We start from the raw sequence: 17,465 nt of genomic DNA on the forward strand, positions 1-17,465 counted from the left end.
TCATGCCCTTTCTGGCGTGGAGGTACTTCTCTGGTTATGTTCTTCGGTCCCATTGGCCGCCGAGCCCTCCGGCGCGGCGAAGAGCGTGCCGGCTTGTTCGGCCAGCAGCAGCCCGAATTTTTCGGCGGCCTCTGCCGTCGTGCGGTAGCTAGGCGCGACGATGCTCACCGCGGCAACCACCTTGTCGCCGGCGAAGACGGGAGCCGCGACGGCGGTGACGTCGGCCTCCACGCTGTCCGCCTGCACGGTGTACCCGCCCCGGCCCACCTGTCCGCTGAGGGCCGCCCCGGCCGCGCTGCCCGCCATCGGGAAGGTCCGGCCCACCCAATTCACGTGGCGCACGGTATGGGTGCCCTCTTCGATGGCTATGTACAGCCCGTGGTCGTTGCCGGCGGTCACGCTCAGGTACGCCGACTCCCCGGTCTGGTCCACGAGGCTCCGCAGGACCTCCCGGCCCGCATCCACCAGCGACTCGTGGCTGAGCGCCTGGACACCCAACTGCACCATCCGGAAGCCCGGCCGGTAGAGCGCGTTGTCGCGTTTCGCTGCGAACCCGTTGGCTTCCAGCGTGCGCAGCAGGCGCAACGCGGTCGACGCCGACAGGCCCACCGCCTTGGCCGCATCGGCGAGCTTCACGCCGTCGTGCTCGCAGACGATGCGAAGCAGCGCCAGGGTGCGGTCCGCCGCCCTGGTCGTAGGATCCGCTGCCGTTCCTGACGCCATCTCTGCTCCTCGGTAACCATCCAATGTTGCAGCCAGTAAAACATCAATTTCATTCAGCGGCAAGGAATTAGCAAAAAACCCTTGACCCCGGCAGCGCGGATGGGTAGCTTCAGGTAGCAAGCCACGCTCGTTTTACTGATCGAAACAGGTATGCCGCGTACCGGCAGAAACAAGGAGACCCTGATGCGCCCATTGATGTCCGCGGCCACCGCGCCCCGCCGCCCCCTGCTGGCCACCGCCTCGGCCGCGGTGCTGGCCGGCGCCCTCCTGCTGACCGGGTGCGGCTCCGGCAGTCCGTCCTCCACCGGCGGCGGAACGGAAACCGCAGGGGCGCCGGCAGACGCCAACCTGGACCAGGTGAGCCTGGGCCTGATCCCGATCGCAGACGTGGCCCCGGTTTACCTGGGCATGCAGGAGGGCTACTTCGAGGAGGAAGGCATCCAGCTGTCCATCCAGCTGGCCCAGGGCGGGGCGGCCATCGTTCCGGCGGTGATGACCGGCGAATACCAGTTCGGCTACTCCAACGTCATCTCGCTGCTGATCGCGCGGGACAAGGGGCTGCCGATCACGGTCGTCTCCAACGGCTCCAGCTCCACCAATGAGCCCGGGAAGGATGGGACCGAGGTGGCGGCCATGCCGGACAGCGGCATCGAGAGCGCCGCGGACCTGGTGGGCAAGACGGTCGCGGTGAACGCGCTGAACAACTTCGCCGACGTCACCATCCGGAACTCCGTCGAACAGGCGGGCGGCGACCCGGACGCCGTCGACTTCGTCGAGATGCCGTACCCCAACATGCCCGCGGCGCTGGAGCGCGGCGACGTGGACGCGGCCTGGACCACGGAGCCGTTCCGCACGCAGATCCTGGACGCCGGCGGAAAGATCGTGGCCAGCCCCATGACCGACCTCGCCGACGACTTCGATTCGGCCTTCTACTTCGCCTCCGAGCAAACCCTGCAGGAGGACCCCGAGCTCGTTGAGCGCTTCCGCCGGGCGCTGGAGAAATCTTTCCAGTTCGCCTCGGAGAACGAGGACGAGGTGCGCACGATCATCCAGGATTATGCCAAGGTCACGCCCGAATTGGCCGAGAAGATAGTGATCTCCCGCTGGTATCCGGAGGTCAACATGGAGGGCCTGCAAAAGCTGGGGTCCGCGGCCACCAAGTACGGCGTGCTGAAGAACGAGCCCGACTATGACGCACTGATCGCGGACTGATCCCCGCCCCTCCCATACCCGCCACTCCCACCTTCACCCGCACCCGAACCCGCACCCGAAAGGCACCATGTCCCAGCTCCAGACCGCCACCGTCTCCGTCTCCGTCGGACCCCTCTCCCCCGCCGACGTCGTCGCCGTCGCCCGCCACGGCGCCGCCGTCGAGCTCAGCGAGGAATCCCTGCAGGCCATGGCCGAATCCCGCAAGGTGATCGAGGCCCTGGTGGATGACGACGTGCCGCACTACGGGGTCAGCACCGGCTTCGGCGCCCTGGCCACCAAGCAGATCCCGGTGCAGCTGCGCACCCAGCTCCAGCGCAGCCTGATCCGCAGCCACGCGGCCTCGTCCGGGGCCGAGGTGGACCGGGAGGTGGTGCGCGGGCTGATGCTTAACCGGCTGGCGACGATGGCCACCGGCCGCACCGGCGTCCGCCCGCTGGTGGCCCAGGCCTACGCGGGCATCCTCAACGCCGGCATCACCCCGGTGATCGGCGAATACGGCTCCCTGGGCTGTTCCGGGGACCTCGCGCCGCTGGCCCACTGCGCACTCGCCCTGATGGGTGAGGGCCAGGTCCGCACCCAGGAAGGCGAGCTGGTGGCGGCCGCCGACGCACTGGCCGCCGCAGGCCTGGAGCCGGTGGAGCTGCGGGAGAAGGAAGGGCTGGCACTGATCAACGGCACCGACGGCATGCTGGGCATGCTGATCATGGCGTCGGCCGACCTGCACCGGCTGCTGAAGACCGCCGACCTCGCCGCGGCCATGAGCATCGAAGGTTTGCTCGGCACCGACTCCGTGCTGGCCGAGGACCTGCACGCGCTCCGGCCGCACCCCGGCCAGATCGCTGCGGCCGCCAACATGCGCACCGTCCTGGCCGGTTCCGTCCTGATCGCAGAGCAAAAGTCAGCCGGAGCCGATGCGCAGCACCGGTTCACCCGGGTCCAGGATGCGTACTCCCTGCGCTGCGCACCCCAGGTGCACGGCGCGGCGCGCGCCACGCTTGCCCATGTGGAATCGGTGGCCGGCTACGAACTGGCCTCCGCCGTCGACAATCCCGTGGTCACCCCGGACGGCCGGGTGGAGTCCAACGGCAACTTCCACGGCGCCCCGGTCGGCTACGCGCTGGACTTCCTGGCCATCGCCGTGGCCGACCTTGCCTCGATGAGCGAACGGCGGACCGACCGGTTCCTGGACACCGCCCGCAGCCACGGCCTGAATGCTTTCCTGGCCGATGATCCGGGGGTGGACTCCGGGCACATGATCGCCCAGTACACCCAGGCCGGCATCGTCAGCGAGCTCAAGCGGCTCGCCAACCCGGCGTCGGTGGATTCCATCCCGTCCTCGGCCATGCAGGAGGACCATGTGTCCATGGGGTGGTCCGCGGGGCTGAAACTGCGCCGCGCCCTGGACGGGCTCACCCGGGTGCTGGCCATTGAACTGCTCACCAGTGCCCGCGCCCTGGACATGCGCGACGGCGGCGTGGAGACCTCCCGCAGCGCCCCGGCCGTCACCGCGGTGCGCCGGGAGATCCGCAAAACCGTCGCCGGTCCGGGCACCGACCGCTATCTCTCGCCGGAAATCGAGGCGGTCCGACTGCTGGTGGACAGCGGCGTGCTGGTGGACGCCGTCGAACAGGCGGCGGGCACGGCACTGAACTGACGCGTTCGGCATAGACTGGTGCCGACAATCGCCGCGTCCGGCAGACCGGACCGGATGCGGCGCAGGGACTCTGGGGGCCGGCACCGGGAGGACCTGCTGCATGGCCGCCAACACGCCCGAGGGACAGCCGAGCCGGCGCAGACTGCTGCAGCAGACGGTTCCCGTCCTTGCGGCCGGCATCGGGGCCGGGGCGTTGGGCACGGCCGGGGCGGCCGCAGCAACCCGTCCGGATTCCGCACCGGATGACGAGCGGATTGCGCGCTTGGTGGCGGACCCGGCGTCGGCCACCCACCGGGAGCTGCTGCAACTCCTGGCCCCGACAATCGCGGCTGCCGCCCAAACGGCTGCCAACGGGCGTGTCGATCCCCGCCAGGCCGGTCACGACGTCGTCCTGCTGCTGGGCCAGTCGAACATGCAGGGCTGCGGCCTCCCCTTTGATCCGGCCATCGATGTGGAGCTCGACGGGATCGACCAGCTGGCGGGTTCCGGCCCGTCCGCCGGCCGGGTCATCGCGGCCAGCGAACCGCTCTGCCATGTCGCCAGTGTGTGGGTGGACGGCCGGCCCGCGGTGGGACCCGGCCTCGAATTCGCGCGGCAGCTGTGGCTGGCCCAGCCGGCCGGCCGCAAGGTGTTGCTGGTGCCCGCGGCCCTGGGCGGCACCTCGATCACCGGCAACGCCGACTACTCCTGGGATCCGGACAACAAGACTGCCCGAACGAACCTGTGCCACCGCGCGCTGGATGCCGCCCGGCAGGCGCTCTCGCTGAATCCGCGCAACCGTTTGGCGGCGGTCCTGTGGCACCAGGGCGAGTCCGACGCGGTGCTGGGCGCCTCAGAAGGCTGGTACCGCCGCAAGTTGCTGCAGATTATTGATCTGGTCCGCGACGCGCTGGGGCCGGCGCCGTTCCTGATCGGCGGGATGGTGCCCGAATGGCTGCCCGATGACCGGCGGCGGCGCGGCATCGACGCCGCGCACCGCTCCGTGGCGGCGCAGCGGTTGCGGACGGCGTTCGTGGCGGGCCCGTCCGGCGCCAGCCAGGATGCCGAACAGATCCATTACAGTGCCGCCGGCGCCCGCGAGCTCGGCCTGCGCTTCTACCGCGCCTTCGAGGCCGAAACCGCGGACCGGGCCCGGTAGCCGGGCCGGCGGGCCGGGAAAGGGCGCCACGCCCCGCCCGGTCAGGCCTGCCCGACCGCCTGTCGGGAGGCAACGAACGCCGCGACGCAGGCCTCGACGTCGTCGGCGCTATGGGCCGCCGAGAGCTGCACGCGGATCCGCGCTGCGCCCTTGGGCACCACCGGATAGCTGAAGGCGGTGACGTACACGCCGTGGGCGAGCATGGCCTCGGCCACCCGCCCGGCGAGGACCGCGTCGTGGAACATGACCGGGACGATCGGGTGCACGCCTTCGAGCAGATCGAACCCTTCCTCGGCCATCCGCCGGCGGAACAACGCCGTGTTGTCCTGCAGCCGCGACCGAAGGTCGGCCGAACCGCCCACCAGTTCCAGCGCCTTCAAGGCGGCGGCCACGATGGCCGGCGCGACGGAGTTGGAGAACAGGTACGGCCGGGCCTTTTGCCGCAGCACGGTCACGATTTCGCGGCGGCCGGACACGTAACCGCCGGAGGCACCGCCGAGCGCCTTGCCGAAGGTCCCGGTGTAGATGTCCACCCTGTCAGCCACCCCGGCATGCTCCGGGGTGCCGGCACCGTTGGCACCCATGAAGCCGACGGCGTGCGAGTCGTCGACCATCACCAGCGCGCCGTATTCTTCGGCCAGTTCGCAGATCCGTTCCAGCGGCGCCAGGTAACCGTCCATGGAGAACACGCCGTCGGTGACGATGACGGTCCGCCGTGCGCCGGCGCCGTCGTTCATTGCCGCAGCCTGTTGCAGCCGCTCCTGAAGTTCGGCCATGTCCCGATTGGCGTAGCGGAACCGCACTGCCTTGGACAACCGGATGCCGTCGATGATCGAGGCATGGTTCAGCGCGTCCGAGATGATGGCGTCCTCCGGCCCGAACAAGGATTCAAAGACCCCGCCGTTGGCGTCGAAACAGGACGAGAACAGGATGGTGTCCTCGGTGCCCAGGAAGCGCGACACCTCCCGTTCCAGCTGCAGGTGGAGGTCCTGCGTGCCGCAGATAAACCGCACGCTGGCCATGCCGAACCCTCTCTCCTCCATGGCGGCCTTCGCGGTGGCGATGATGTCCGGATGGTCGGCCAACCCCAGGTAGTTGTTAGCGCAGAAGTTCAGCACCTCGCGGGTTGACCCGTCCTCCGGGCCGGCGGAGATGTGGCTGGACTGCGGGGTGGTGATGCGCCGTTCGGCCTTGAACAGTCCGGCGGCGCGGATCTCCTCCAGCTCCGAGGCCAGCTGGTCCTTGAGTGTTCCGTACATGCTTCTCCTCCCTATATCCGGGTCCAGTCCAGGACCACTTTGCCGCTTGTCCCCTGCCGGGCCGTCTCGAACCCGCGCTCCCATTCGGCGGCTGGCAGCACGTCGGTGATCACGGAGGAAATCGCCGCGTGCAGGGCCGGGCTGGAGGAGAGCATGGCGCTCATCGCGTACCAGGTTTCGAACATCTCGCGCCCGTAGATGCCCTTGAGCGTGAGCATGTGGGTGACCACCTTGGCCCAGTCGATGGTGATGTCTTCGGCCGGCAGCCCCAGGAGCGCAATCCGGCCGCCGTGGGTCATGTTGTCGATCATGGCCCGCAGTGCCGAGCCGCGGCCGGACATCTCCAGCCCAATGTCAAAACCTTCGACCAGTTCCAGCTGCCGTTGTGCGTCCGCCACCCGGGCGTGGCTGACGTCCACCACCATGTCGGCGCCCATGTGCTTGGCCAGCTCCAACCGTTCGGCGGACACGTCGGTGACGGCGATCTTGCGGGCTCCGGCGTGGCGTACTACCGCTATCGCCATCAGCCCGATGGGCCCGGCGCCGGTGATCAGCACGTCTTCACCGACCAGCGGAAAGCTCAGTGCCGTGTGCACGGCGTTGCCGAACGGATCGAAGATCGCGCCCAGTTCGGGCGTGACCGCCGGGTCGGTGTGCACCCACACATTGGTTTCGGGGATCACCACGAACTCGGCGAAGGCACCGTCCCGCTGCACGCCGACGCTGACCGTGCGGATGCACATCTGCCGCCGGCCCGCGCGGCAGTTCCGGCAGGTCCCGCAGACGATGTGGCCCTCCCCCGAGACCCGGTCGCCGATCTGCACGTCCTGCACGGCGCTGCCGGCGGCCACGACCTCGCCATAGAACTCGTGGCCGGGGATGAGCGGCGCCCGGACCGCCCCCGCGGCCCAGTCGTCCCAGGCCTGGATGTGCAGGTCGGTGCCGCAAATGCCCGTGGTGTGGACCTTGATCTTGACCTCGCCGGTGCCGGGTTCCGGTTCCGGACGGTCGACCAGCTCGAAGCCGGCCTGTGGGCCGGGCTTGTAGAGCGCCTTCACGCGGTGTCCTTTCGCTAAGCGGGGCCGGCGCGTCCGGCCGCCCGGGCTGTGGCCCGGATCACTAGGCCAACTCTACGTAACTGTCTTGGCGAAGTGGAGCACGTCACCGTATCCGTCGCGTCAGGGGCAGGGTAGCTTTGCTCGCAACCGGCGGCCGCAGGGCATCCTCAAGTCACCGAATGCGAACCGGGCAGGCCGACCCCATAGGAAACAGGAAACCGGCCGGGAACCGCGTGCCGTGAAAGCCGGTGGAAAGGCCGCGGAAGCGCAGGCTAGACTGTGACCCCGGCCACAGGTGCGTGGCTGCGATCCGGTAAAAGGGGTTCTCCAGTGCCGCACCCAGCCCAGCCAGCGTCCCGGCCCGTGCAGGACCAGGCCTACGCCGCGCACGAGCGGCTGGACCCGATTCAGCTGTCCGCCGGGACCGGGAGCATCAGGGGGCTGCGCGCAGTGGTCCGCGACTCCTGGCAACGGTCCTTGCGGCACGCGGCCGATCCGGATCGGGCGCTGGCTCCACTGGTCATGGCCGCCGACGCGCTGGACGAGTTCCGCCGGAACCATCCCTTGTCCGCCATCATGCCGGTCTTTGGCCGGCTGCTGGTGGAGCCCAGCCGCGACGCGGGGATGCTGGTGGCCGTGGGAGACCGGCACGGGCGGCTGCTATGGGTGGACGGAGAGGCCCGCCTGAAAGACCGCGCCGAAGGCATGATGTTCATGCCCGGCACCGACTGGTCGGAGGCGACCGTGGGCACCAGCGCGCCCGGCACGTCGCTCGCGTTGGGCCGTGGAGTCCAAATCGCCGGTGCCGAGCACTTCAGCCGGGCGGTCCATTCATGGAACTGCACCGCCGTCCCCATCAAAGATCCCGAAACCGGCGCCGTCCTCGGCGTCGTGGATCTGACCGGCGGGGAGGAAGCGGCCGCGCCCCACACGCTGTCCTTGGTCCGGGCGGCGGTAGCGGCGGCCGAGGCAGAGCTGCGCATTCTCCGCCTCCAGGCAGCCGCCCGGCACGACCCGGGGACGCGGAGCCGGTCAGCACCTGCCGGCCCGATCACGAGGCGTCGGGGGACGCCGGCCCGTCCGGAGGGCGAATCCGGAACCCGCCCGAAGGCCGGTCTGCGCATCATGGGACGCGATCAGGGACTGTTGGAACTGGCCGGCCAGCGGATCGAGTTGTCGCAGCGGCACACGGAGATCCTCACCCTGCTGGCCCTGCATCCCGCCGGCCTGACGGCCGGGGAACTGGCGGACCAGCTCAACCCGCGGGCCCAGGGCGCTACTTTGCGCGCCGAGATGGTGCGGTTGCGCAAGCTGCTGGCCGGCATCAGCCCTGCCGCCGTGCCCACATCCCGGCCCTACTGCCTCCCCCAGGAAGTGGCCGTCGACGCGCAGCAGGTCCTCCGGTGCCTGGCCCGCGGGGCACACCGGCAGGCGCTTGGCCTGTACCGCGGGCAGGTCGTTCCGCGGTCGGAGGCGCCGGGCGTCGTCAGTTTCCGCCGGCACGTCAGCGCCACCCTGCGCGAGGCAGTGCTGAGCAGTGCATCGCCGGATGAAGTCCTGCGGTACCTGCAGCTTCCCGAGGCAAAGTACGACGGCGAGGCCTGGCGCGCGGCGCTGCGCCTCCTGCCGCCGCGCTCACCCAAGCGGGCCGCGGTCGTCGCGGTGCTGGAACAGTTGGAAGCCGGGGACTGACGGGACTTTCGGAACGCTGCCGGTGGTGCAGGCGGAGCCGGTGGTCCGGCGGCCCCTTCTGAACCGTGCCGCGGCCGGAGCCGCAGCATGGGCAACCCCTGCAACCTGATTGCAACGTTGCCCTCCGTAGGCTCTGGGGACACAGACAGTGCCGTCTGCCGGACCGTGGGGGTCCGGACACCGAAGCCAGAGGAGTCGACCATGACTGTTTACGCCCAGCCCGGAACCGAGGGATCACCCGTCAGCTTCAAGCAGCGCTACGAGAACTGGATCGGCGGCGAATGGGTCGCCCCGGTGAAGAACCAATACTTCGAGAACCCCTCCCCCGTGACCGGCAAGACGTTCTGCGAAGTGGCACGCGGGACCGCCGAGGACATCGAACTGGCCTTGGACGCCGCCCACAAGGCGGCACCGTCGTGGGGCAAGACCTCGGTAGCGGACCGGGCCGCAGTGCTGAACCGGATCGCGGACCGGATCGAGGAGAACCTGGAACTGCTGGCCGTGGCCGAGACCTGGGACAACGGCAAGGCCGTGCGCGAGACCCTGGCCGCCGACATCCCGCTGGCCGCCGACCACTTCCGCTACTTCGCCTCGGCCATCCGGGCCCAGGAGGGCCGGCTGTCCCAACTGGACGACGACACCACCGCCTACCATTACCACGAGCCACTGGGTGTGGTCGGGCAGATCATCCCCTGGAACTTCCCCATCCTGATGGCCACGTGGAAGCTGGCTCCCGCGCTTGCGGCGGGCAACGCCGTCGTTCTTAAGCCTGCGGAGCAGACACCGGCGTCCATCCTGGTGCTGATGGAACTGATCGCGGACATCCTGCCGGCTGGCGTGGTCAACGTGGTCAACGGTTTCGGCGTGGAAGCCGGCAAGCCGCTGGCGTCCAGTCCGCGGATCCGCAAGATCGCGTTCACCGGCGAGACCACTACCGGCCGGCTGATCAGCCAGTACGCGTCGCAGAACCTGATTCCCGTCACGCTGGAGCTGGGCGGGAAGAGCCCGAACATCTTCTTCTCCGACGTCGCCGCCGAGAACGACGCGTTCTACGACAAGGCGCTGGAGGGCTTCACCCTGTTCGCGTTCAACCAGGGCGAAGTCTGCACCTGCCCGTCGCGGGCGCTGGTGCAGGAGTCGATCTACGACTCGTTCATGGCCGATGCCCTGGCCCGGACCGAGTCGATCATCCAGGGCAACCCGCTCGACACGGACACCCAGGTCGGCGCCCAGGCCTCCAACGACCAACTGGAGAAGATCCTGTCCTACATGGACATCGGCCAGCAGGAGGGCGCGAAAGTCCTGACCGGCGGCGGCCGGAACCTCCTGGACGGGGACCTCGCCGACGGCTACTACGTGAAACCCACCATCTTCGAGGGCGACAACAGCATGCGGATCTTCCAGGAAGAGATCTTCGGGCCGGTCGTCTCGGTTACCCGGTTCGGGAACTATCAGGAAGCCCTGCAGATTGCGAACGACACGCTCTACGGGCTGGGAGCCGGCGTATGGAGCCGCAACGGGAACGTGGCCTACCGGGCAGGGCGCGAAATCCAGGCGGGCCGGGTGTGGGTGAACAACTACCACGCCTACCCGGCGGGGGCGGCGTTCGGCGGCTACAAGTCCTCGGGCATCGGCCGCGAGAACCACGCGATGATGCTGGACCACTACCAGCAGACCAAGAACCTGCTGGTCAGCTACAACGAGAACAAGCTCGGCTTCTTCTAAAGACAGGTCACGTCATGGCGTCTGCTTCACCGCAGGGGCAGGGTGCACCCACCCCGCCCGCGAAACACGAGGCGGCGCTCGAGGCCGCGGTGGCGCTGCCCGGGGAGGATTTTTCCCGGGTGGCGCTCACTGGACCGGCGGTCGGGCTGCTGCAAAAACTATGGGAGTCCCACGGGCCGCTGATGTTCCATCAGTCCGGCGGCTGCTGCGACGGTTCCTCCCCCATGTGCTATCCGGCCGGCGAATTCCTCACCGGCGATGCGGACGTGCTGCTGGGCACGTTCGACCTTCCCGGCCGCGGGGGCCTGGACTTCTGGATGTCGCGGGAGCAGTTCGCGTACTGGAAACACACGCATCTGACCGTGGACGTGGTGGACGGGCGCGGCAGCGGGTTCTCGGTGGAGGCGCCGGAGGGCAAACGCTTCCTGATCCGCTCCCGGCTGTTCGACGGCGCAGCACAGCCGGGCTGAGGGGGCGGTCCGGGCCGGGCTGCCGATCTCACTGGGCGACGCTCCGGTTTGGGCCCCTGCTCCGCTTAGCAGGCGGAGCAGGGGCCCGAACCGGAGCAGGAGCGGGGACCAAACCCGGGGGCGCGAACCGGAGCAGGAGCGGAAACCTTGACTGCCCGCGCGGCTAGCGTTCGAAGAGGCAGAACGGGTGCCCGGCCGGATCGAAGTACACCCGGACGTCGTCCTGCGGTTGGTATCCGGCACGTTCAGCCCCTACCGACTCGGCATGAGAGCAGGCGGCGGCCAGGTTCTCGACGAGGATGTCCAAATGCATCAGCATTTGCTGTTCGCCGGGTTCTTCGGGCCAGACCGGCCGGCGGTAGTCCTCCTCCAGCTGGAAGGACAGCCCCGGCCCACCGCCCGGATGGGCCAGCGTCACCCAGTCTGGCTCGTTGGTGCGGATGTCCCAGCCCAGCAGCCGACCGTAAAACTGAGCCAAGGCCAACGGATCCGGCGCTCCCAGCACCGTTGCATGCAGCTGCAGTCCTGTGGGGCCGGGCATCGCCGCTCCTCCCGTGGACGCACTTCCTGGGCAGTAGTCCGGCCATGCTACTGCGGCGGCGGCGCGGCGGCTAGCTCCCGGACAGGACTTCGGCCAGCGCCCGCTCCGCCACGCCGCGCAACAACCGGTTGTCATCCGAGGAGGTCAGCAGCACCGTCGCGATGTTCAACGCCCAGCCGCGGGCGCGCTGCCAGGTGTCCGGGGAAACGTCGGTGCGCGCTTCGACGGCCGCAATAAACTCCCGGCGCCCCGGGGCGTCAAACACCAGCCAGGCGGCGGCCAGGTCGGTGGCCGGATCGCCCGCGGTGATGTCGCCGAAGTCGATGACGGCCGCCAACCGGTTTCCGTCCACCACCAGGTTCCCCGGGTGGAGGTCGCCGTGCAGCCACAGTGCCGGTCCCTCCCACGCGGGCACGGCGGACAGCTGGCGCCACAGCGCCATGACACGTTCTGCCTCCGGAATGGCCCCGGAAGCCAGGCGCTGCGCCATGGCTGCGTTGCGGGAGGACAGCGGCACGCCGCGCACCGGATTCACCGGGGCGTTGGACGGGGCGGGCACGTGCAGCGCGGCCACGAACGCCGCCAGCCCCGGGGCCAGCGATCGCCGTTCCTCCGGCCGGAGGCGCCAGGCAGCCCGGCCCTCCAGCCACGGCACTACCGACCAGGACCAGGGATAGTACGACGTCGGGCTGCCGCGGCGCGTCGGGGCCGGCACGGCGAGGGGCAGCTCCCGGGCCAGGGACGGGAGCCACTGCTGTTCATGCAGCACCAGATCCCCTGCCGCGGTCCGGCGCGGCAGCCGGACGGCCAAATCGGCTCCGAGTTTGAACGTCACGTTGTCCCACCCGTTGGCCACCCGCACCAGCGGCAGCCGGGCGAGGTCCGGGAACTGGTCCGAGAGCAACCGCTGCACCAGGTCGTTACTGATGTCGATTTCGGCAGCGGGCATCGAAGCCATCTGTTTCCGTACTCCCTTTAATCGGCGGGCGTGGCCCCGCCGGCGGCGAAGGCTGTCGCACCGGGTCCGTAAGGCCAGCGGAACCGGCCCGATGTCGGCCGGGTCCGCTAGGCCAGCGGAACCGGCCCGATGTCGGCGCCGGCGGACGCGCGCGTACCCGGGCGGGCCGGGCGGGCCGGGCGGGCCGGGCGCCGCGGAACCGGGCCGATATCGGCCCCGGCACGGCGCGACCCATCACCGCTCATCGTCCGCTCCACCGGCTAACCCTGAACGCCGAGACGCTCAAAGATCAGCTCGCGGACCCGGCCGGCGTCGGCCTGCCCGCGGGTGGCCTTCATGACCCCTCCCACGATGGCGCCGGCGGCCTGGACCTTGCCGCCCCGGATCTTCTCGGCCACCTCGGGCTGGGCTGCCAGCGCAGCATCGATGGCTTCCAGCAGGGCGGAATCGTCCGACACCACGGCCAGGCCGCGCTTCTCCACGACCTCCTCGGGCGTGCCCTCCCCGGCGAGCACGCCGTCGAGCACTTGGCGGGCCAGCTTGTCGTTGATCTTGCCGGCCTGCACCAGGCGGTCCAGCTCGACCACGGTCAGCGGGCTTACGCCCAGTTCCGAAGGTTCGAGTTCGGCTTCCTTGGCCCGGCGGGAGATTTCGCCCATCCACCACTTGCGGGCCACGGCAGCGGAGGCTCCGGCGGCTATGGTTTCCTCGATCGACTCCATCACGCCGGCGTTGACCACGTCGCGGAATTCGGCGTCGGAATAGCCCCATTCGGCCTTCAGCCGCTTGTGCCGTTCGGCCGGCGGTTCGGGCAGCCGCGAACGCAGTTCTTCGATCCACTCTTCGGTGGTGACCACGGGGACCAGGTCCGGTTCCGGGAAGTAGCGGTAGTCATCGGCGTCGGACTTGGGCCGGCCCGCGGTCGTGGAGCGGGTGTCCTCGTGCCAGTGGCGGGTTTCCTGGACCACCTTCCGGCCGGCGTCCAGGACCGCGGCGTGGCGCTGGATTTCGAAGCGGACGGCACGTTCCACCGCACGCAGCGAGTTCACGTTCTTGGTCTCGGAGCGGGTGCCGAACTGCTCCGAGCCCTTGGGCATCAGGGACACGTTCGCGTCGCAGCGGACGTTGCCGCGTTCCATCCGCGCGTCGGAGACGCCCAGGTTCTTGACGATCTCGCGGACGGCGGCCACGTAGGCGCGGGCCAGTTCCGGAGCACGGGAGCCGGCTCCGACGATCGGCTTGGTGACGATCTCCACCAGCGGAACGCCGGCTCGGTTGTAGTCCACCAGCGAGTACTCGGCGCCTTGGATCCGGCCGGTGGCGCCGCCCATGTGCGTGAGCTTGCCCGCGTCCTCCTCCATGTGCGCACGTTCAATCTCCACCCGGAACACTTCGCCGTCTTCCAGTTCGATGTCCAGGTAGCCGTCGTAGCAGATCGGGTCTTCGTACTGGGAAGTCTGGAAATTCTTCGGGGTGTCCGGGTAGAAGTAATTCTTCCGGGCGAAGAAGCAGGATTCGGCGATCTTGCAGTTGAGCGCGAGCCCAATCAGGATCGAGTACTCCACCGCCGACTTGTTCACCACCGGCAGGACGCCGGGCAGGCCCAGGTCCACCGGCGACACGTTCGTATTCGGCACATCGCCGAACGCGTTCGGAGCGGCGGAGAACATTTTGGTCTTCGTGTTCAGCTCAACGTGGACCTCAAACCCGAGGACCGGGTCGTACTTCGCCATCGCCTCTTCGAAGGAGACCAACTCTTCTGTTGCAGCCATTTACTTCACACCTCCGAGGACAGGAGCCTGAGCCAGCAGCGGGCCGCCCCACTGGGCTTCCAGCAGGTTTTCAAGACCGGCGCCGGCGCGGTACAAGCGGGCATCTTCACGGGCGGGGGCCAGGAACTGGATCCCCACCGGCAGCCCGTCGGTCAGGCCGCCCGGCACCGATATGCCAGGCACTCCGGCGAGGTTGGCCGGAATGGTGGCCACGTCGTTGAGGTACATGGCCATTGGGTCGTCCAGCTTCTCGCCCAGCTTGAACGCGGCCGTCGGCGCCGTGGGAGAGACCAGCACGTCGACGGTCTCAAACGCCGCGGCAAAGTCGCGCTGGACCAGCGTGCGGACCTTCTGCGCCGAACCGTAGTAGGCGTCGTAGTAGCCCGCAGACAGGGCGTAGGTGCCCAGGATGATGCGGCGCTTGACCTCGTCGCCGAAGCCGGCGGCACGGGTGGCACCCATCACGCGTTCGATCGTCATCGGGCCCTCGGCCGGCAGCACGCGATGTCCGTAGCGGACGCCGTCGAACTTGGCCAGGTTGGAGGAAACCTCCGAGGGCATGATCAGGTAGTAGGCGCCCAGCGCGTACTTGAAGTTCGGGCAGGAGACCTCCAGCACCTCGGCGCCGGCCCCGCGCAGCAGTTCCAGAGCCTCGTCGAAGCGGGCCTGCACGCCGGCCGCGTAGCCTTCGCCCTGCAGTTCCTTGATCACGCCGATGCGCATGCCCCGCACGTCGGCGTTCCGGGCGGCCTCGACCAGCGCGCCCACCGGGTCGGTCAGCGAGGTGGAGTCGGCCGGGTCGTGTCCGCCGATGACCTCATGCAGCAGCGCGGCGTCCAGGACCGTGCGCGTCACCGGACCGATCTGGTCCAACGAAGACGCCATCGCAATGGCGCCGTAGCGGGAAACTCCGCCATAGGTCGGCTTGACGCCCACCGAACCGGTCACTGCGGCCGGCTGGCGGATGGAACCGCCGGTGTCGGTGCCCAGCGCCAGCGGTGCTTCGAAGGCGGACACGGCTGCCGCAGAGCCGCCGCCGGAGCCGCCGGGGATCCGGTCCAGGTCCCAAGGGTTGCGGGTGGGACCGTAGGCGGAGTGCTCGCTGGAGGAACCCATGGCGAATTCGTCCAGGTTGGTCTTGCCCAGCATCGGCATGCGCGCCGCCCGGATCTTCTTGACCACGGTGGCGTCGTATGGGCTCATCCAGCCCTCAAGGATCTTCGAGCCGGCCGTGGTGGGCTGGCCCACGGTGACGATCAGGTCCTTGATCGCTATCGGGACGCCCGCCAGGGCGTGCAGTTCTTCGCCGGCGGCGCGGGCTTTGTCCACGTCCGCCGCCACCGCGAGCGCCTCGTCGGTGTTCACGTGCAGGAACGCGTTGAGGTCGCCGTCGACCTCGGCGATGCGGTCCAGGTGCGCCTGGGTGACCTCCACCGAGGACACCTCAGAAGCGGTCAGCATCTCGGCCAGCTTGGCCGCGCTGTGGGTAATCAGTTCGCTCATGGGTGTGTCTTACTCCTCGTCCAGGATCGCCGGAACTTTGAACCGGCCGTCGGCCTGGTCCGGTGCGTTCGCCAGGGCAAGTTCCTGGCTCAGCGTCTCCCCCACCACGTCCTCGCGGAACACATTGTTCAGCGGGATCGGGTGCGAGGTCGCCGGAACGTCGGGGCTGGCAACTTCCTGGACGGACTTGATCGAATCGACAATGACGTCGAGTTCGCCGGCCATCTTGTCCAGTTCTTCGGCGGTCATCTCAATGTGGGCCAGCCGCGCCAAATGCGCCACCGCCGCACGATTGATCTCAGACATGAGTCTCCTACGCGGATGGAATGCTTTTCCTTTTCAGTCTACCGGCGCAGAAGGGTCGGGATTCGCCAGGGAATGCCGAGGGACCATCCCACGGCGACAGCCTCCGGCTTCCCGGCGTCCGGTCTTGGGCTTGTGATCCGCAGGCACAGCGAGGGGACCACGGCCTTGAGCGTTTCGGCTCACTTCCCGTGCCGCTTGATCGTTGACCGCTTGGCGCCGGGCACCTAGAATATGGCACCCGCGACGCCAGGCCGGGCCGCCAGGCTTCCGGCCGGCTGCCGAAGTCCTTCGCGGCGAGGAGGTCCCCATGCGTCCGGCTCGGCTGGCTGCCATCGCCCTCACCGCCCTGCTGCTGCCCTGCTGCAGCAGTCCGGGGCAAGGCTCTCCCGCCCCGGCGCCGCACGCCTCGGCGGGCCCTACTTCCTTGACCTCTCGCGCGCCGGCCGCACCGCCGGTTGCGTCCCCACCTGCCTCCGACCCGGCCGCCGCCGCGCCCCGGACAGCCGGCAACTCCGGGGAAAGCGTGAAATTCGCGGCGGCCGGGGACTTCGGCTTCGACGAAGGTGCCGCGCAGGTGCTGGAAACAATGTCGGAAAGCGGCTCCCGGTTCGGCCTGGCACTCGGCGACCTGTCCTACGGCCTTCCCGGCACGGAATCGGGGTGGTGCAGTTTCGTCACCAACCACCTGGGGCCGGATATTCCCCTGCAGCTGGTCGCCGGAAACCACGAAAGCGACGGCCGGAACGGTTCGATCGACGAATTCGCCCGCTGCCTGCCTCCCCGCCTACCCGGTATCCACGGCGCCTATGGGCGCCAATGGTTCGTGGACGTCCCCCAGCGGGACCCCCTGCTGCGGCTGATACTGATTTCGCCGGGCCTGGAGTTTCCGGAATCCGGCCGCTGGGACTACCTACCCGGCACCGACCATTACCGGTGGACGGCCGCCGCCATAGACTCGGCCCGCGCAGCGCACATCCCGTGGGTTGTGGTCGGTTCCCACAAGCCCTGCCACTCGGCGGGCGCCTACGAGTGCGATCCCGGTTCCGCCGTGACGGATCTGCTGCTGGACAAAAAAGTGGACCTGGTGCTGCACGGCCACGAACACCTCTACCAGCGGACACACCAACTCGCCCTGGGGCCGGACTGCCCGTCGCTGCTGCCCGCGCACAGCGATAATGCCTGCATCTCCGACACCGACGCGGACTTCGAGTCCGGTGCCGGCACGGTCTTCGCGACGGTCGGCACCGGCGGGCAACCGCTGCGCGACATCAACGGCTCCGACGCCGAGGCGCCCTACTTCGCCGCCTACTCCGGCGCAAACGCCGAGCCCGCGCACGGGTTCGTGGAGATCGAGGTGACCGAGGACTCCCTGCTGGCCACGTTTATGGGCGCCGGGGGCGCAAAATTCACCGATTCGTTCACGTTCAGGAAACCCTGAGCACGCGCTGCCTGCA

The 17,465-nt window shown here is 68.9% G+C and carries 15 protein-coding genes; 7 read left to right on the top strand and 8 right to left on the bottom strand.

What is annotated here, in order from left to right; all coding sequences use genetic code 11:
• On the bottom strand, positions 1–723 hold the full coding sequence (locus AC5RVV_RS16640; RefSeq protein ID WP_494002501.1) for an IclR family transcriptional regulator: 723 nt from the start codon (positions 721–723) through the stop codon (positions 1–3).
• A gap of 183 nt (positions 724–906) precedes the next feature.
• On the opposite strand from AC5RVV_RS16640, the gene AC5RVV_RS16645 reads away from it, so the two are divergent.
• From AC5RVV_RS16645 to AC5RVV_RS16655, 3 genes are all read left to right on the top strand, one after another.
• On the top strand, positions 907–1,935 hold the full coding sequence (locus tag AC5RVV_RS16645; protein WP_494002502.1) for an ABC transporter substrate-binding protein: 1,029 nt from the start codon (positions 907–909) through the stop codon (positions 1,933–1,935).
• 67 nt (positions 1,936–2,002) lie between these two features.
• Positions 2,003–3,589, top strand: coding sequence for a histidine ammonia-lyase (gene hutH / locus AC5RVV_RS16650; RefSeq protein ID WP_494002503.1), 1,587 nt, complete (start codon positions 2,003–2,005; stop codon positions 3,587–3,589).
• Positions 3,590–3,689: 100 nt separating this feature from the next.
• Entirely contained in the window at positions 3,690–4,727 is a 1,038-nt protein-coding gene (locus tag AC5RVV_RS16655; RefSeq protein WP_494002504.1) for a sialate O-acetylesterase, read from the top strand.
• A 41-nt stretch (positions 4,728–4,768) separates the two neighbouring features.
• On the opposite strand, the gene AC5RVV_RS16660 is transcribed toward AC5RVV_RS16655, so the two are convergent.
• On the bottom strand, positions 4,769–5,986 hold the full coding sequence (locus AC5RVV_RS16660; protein WP_494002505.1) for a glycine C-acetyltransferase: 1,218 nt from the start codon (positions 5,984–5,986) through the stop codon (positions 4,769–4,771).
• An 11-nt stretch (positions 5,987–5,997) separates the two neighbouring features.
• Positions 5,998–7,044, bottom strand: a complete 1,047-nt coding sequence (gene tdh / locus AC5RVV_RS16665) for an L-threonine 3-dehydrogenase (RefSeq protein WP_494002506.1) — start codon at positions 7,042–7,044, stop codon at positions 5,998–6,000.
• A 330-nt stretch (positions 7,045–7,374) separates the two neighbouring features.
• Here tdh and AC5RVV_RS16670 point away from each other — a divergent pair, with 330 nt between their 5' ends.
• From AC5RVV_RS16670 to AC5RVV_RS16680, 3 genes are all read left to right on the top strand, one after another.
• A complete protein-coding gene (locus AC5RVV_RS16670; RefSeq protein ID WP_494002507.1) occupies positions 7,375–8,736 on the top strand; it encodes a GAF domain-containing protein in 1,362 nt (453 codons plus the stop codon).
• A gap of 201 nt (positions 8,737–8,937) precedes the next feature.
• Positions 8,938–10,461, top strand: a complete 1,524-nt coding sequence (exaC, locus tag AC5RVV_RS16675) for an acetaldehyde dehydrogenase ExaC (protein ID WP_494002508.1) — start codon at positions 8,938–8,940, stop codon at positions 10,459–10,461.
• Between the two features lie 14 nt (positions 10,462–10,475).
• Positions 10,476–10,931: a DUF779 domain-containing protein gene (locus AC5RVV_RS16680; RefSeq protein ID WP_494002509.1), complete on the top strand. Its 456-nt coding sequence runs from the start codon at positions 10,476–10,478 to the stop codon at positions 10,929–10,931.
• Between the two features lie 163 nt (positions 10,932–11,094).
• Here AC5RVV_RS16680 and AC5RVV_RS16685 read toward each other — a convergent pair whose 3' ends face one another.
• The 5 genes from AC5RVV_RS16685 to gatC all read right to left on the bottom strand — a co-directional run bounded on the left by AC5RVV_RS16685 (position 11,095) and on the right by gatC (position 16,011).
• Positions 11,095–11,472, bottom strand: coding sequence for a VOC family protein (locus AC5RVV_RS16685; protein WP_494002510.1), 378 nt, complete (start codon positions 11,470–11,472; stop codon positions 11,095–11,097).
• Positions 11,473–11,542: 70 nt separating this feature from the next.
• Positions 11,543–12,430, bottom strand: a complete 888-nt coding sequence (locus AC5RVV_RS16690; protein ID WP_494002511.1) for an aminoglycoside phosphotransferase family protein — start codon at positions 12,428–12,430, stop codon at positions 11,543–11,545.
• 260 nt (positions 12,431–12,690) lie between these two features.
• Positions 12,691–14,202, bottom strand: a complete 1,512-nt coding sequence (gene gatB / locus AC5RVV_RS16695; protein ID WP_494002512.1) for an Asp-tRNA(Asn)/Glu-tRNA(Gln) amidotransferase subunit GatB — start codon at positions 14,200–14,202, stop codon at positions 12,691–12,693.
• Positions 14,203–15,705 carry an Asp-tRNA(Asn)/Glu-tRNA(Gln) amidotransferase subunit GatA gene (gene gatA / locus AC5RVV_RS16700; RefSeq protein ID WP_494002513.1) on the bottom strand — a complete coding sequence of 501 codons (1,503 nt, stop codon included), beginning with the start codon at positions 15,703–15,705 and terminating at the stop codon, positions 14,203–14,205. It abuts the gene before it with no gap.
• Positions 15,706–15,714: 9 nt separating this feature from the next.
• On the bottom strand, positions 15,715–16,011 hold the full coding sequence (gene gatC, locus AC5RVV_RS16705) for an Asp-tRNA(Asn)/Glu-tRNA(Gln) amidotransferase subunit GatC (protein WP_493977642.1): 297 nt from the start codon (positions 16,009–16,011) through the stop codon (positions 15,715–15,717).
• A gap of 523 nt (positions 16,012–16,534) precedes the next feature.
• Here gatC and AC5RVV_RS16710 point away from each other — a divergent pair.
• On the top strand, positions 16,535–17,449 hold the full coding sequence (locus AC5RVV_RS16710) for a metallophosphoesterase (RefSeq protein WP_494002514.1): 915 nt from the start codon (positions 16,535–16,537) through the stop codon (positions 17,447–17,449).
• Positions 17,450–17,465 lie beyond the last annotated feature (16 nt).

The sequence above is a fragment of the Arthrobacter sp. MDT2-34-1 genome, from assembly GCF_059091365.1.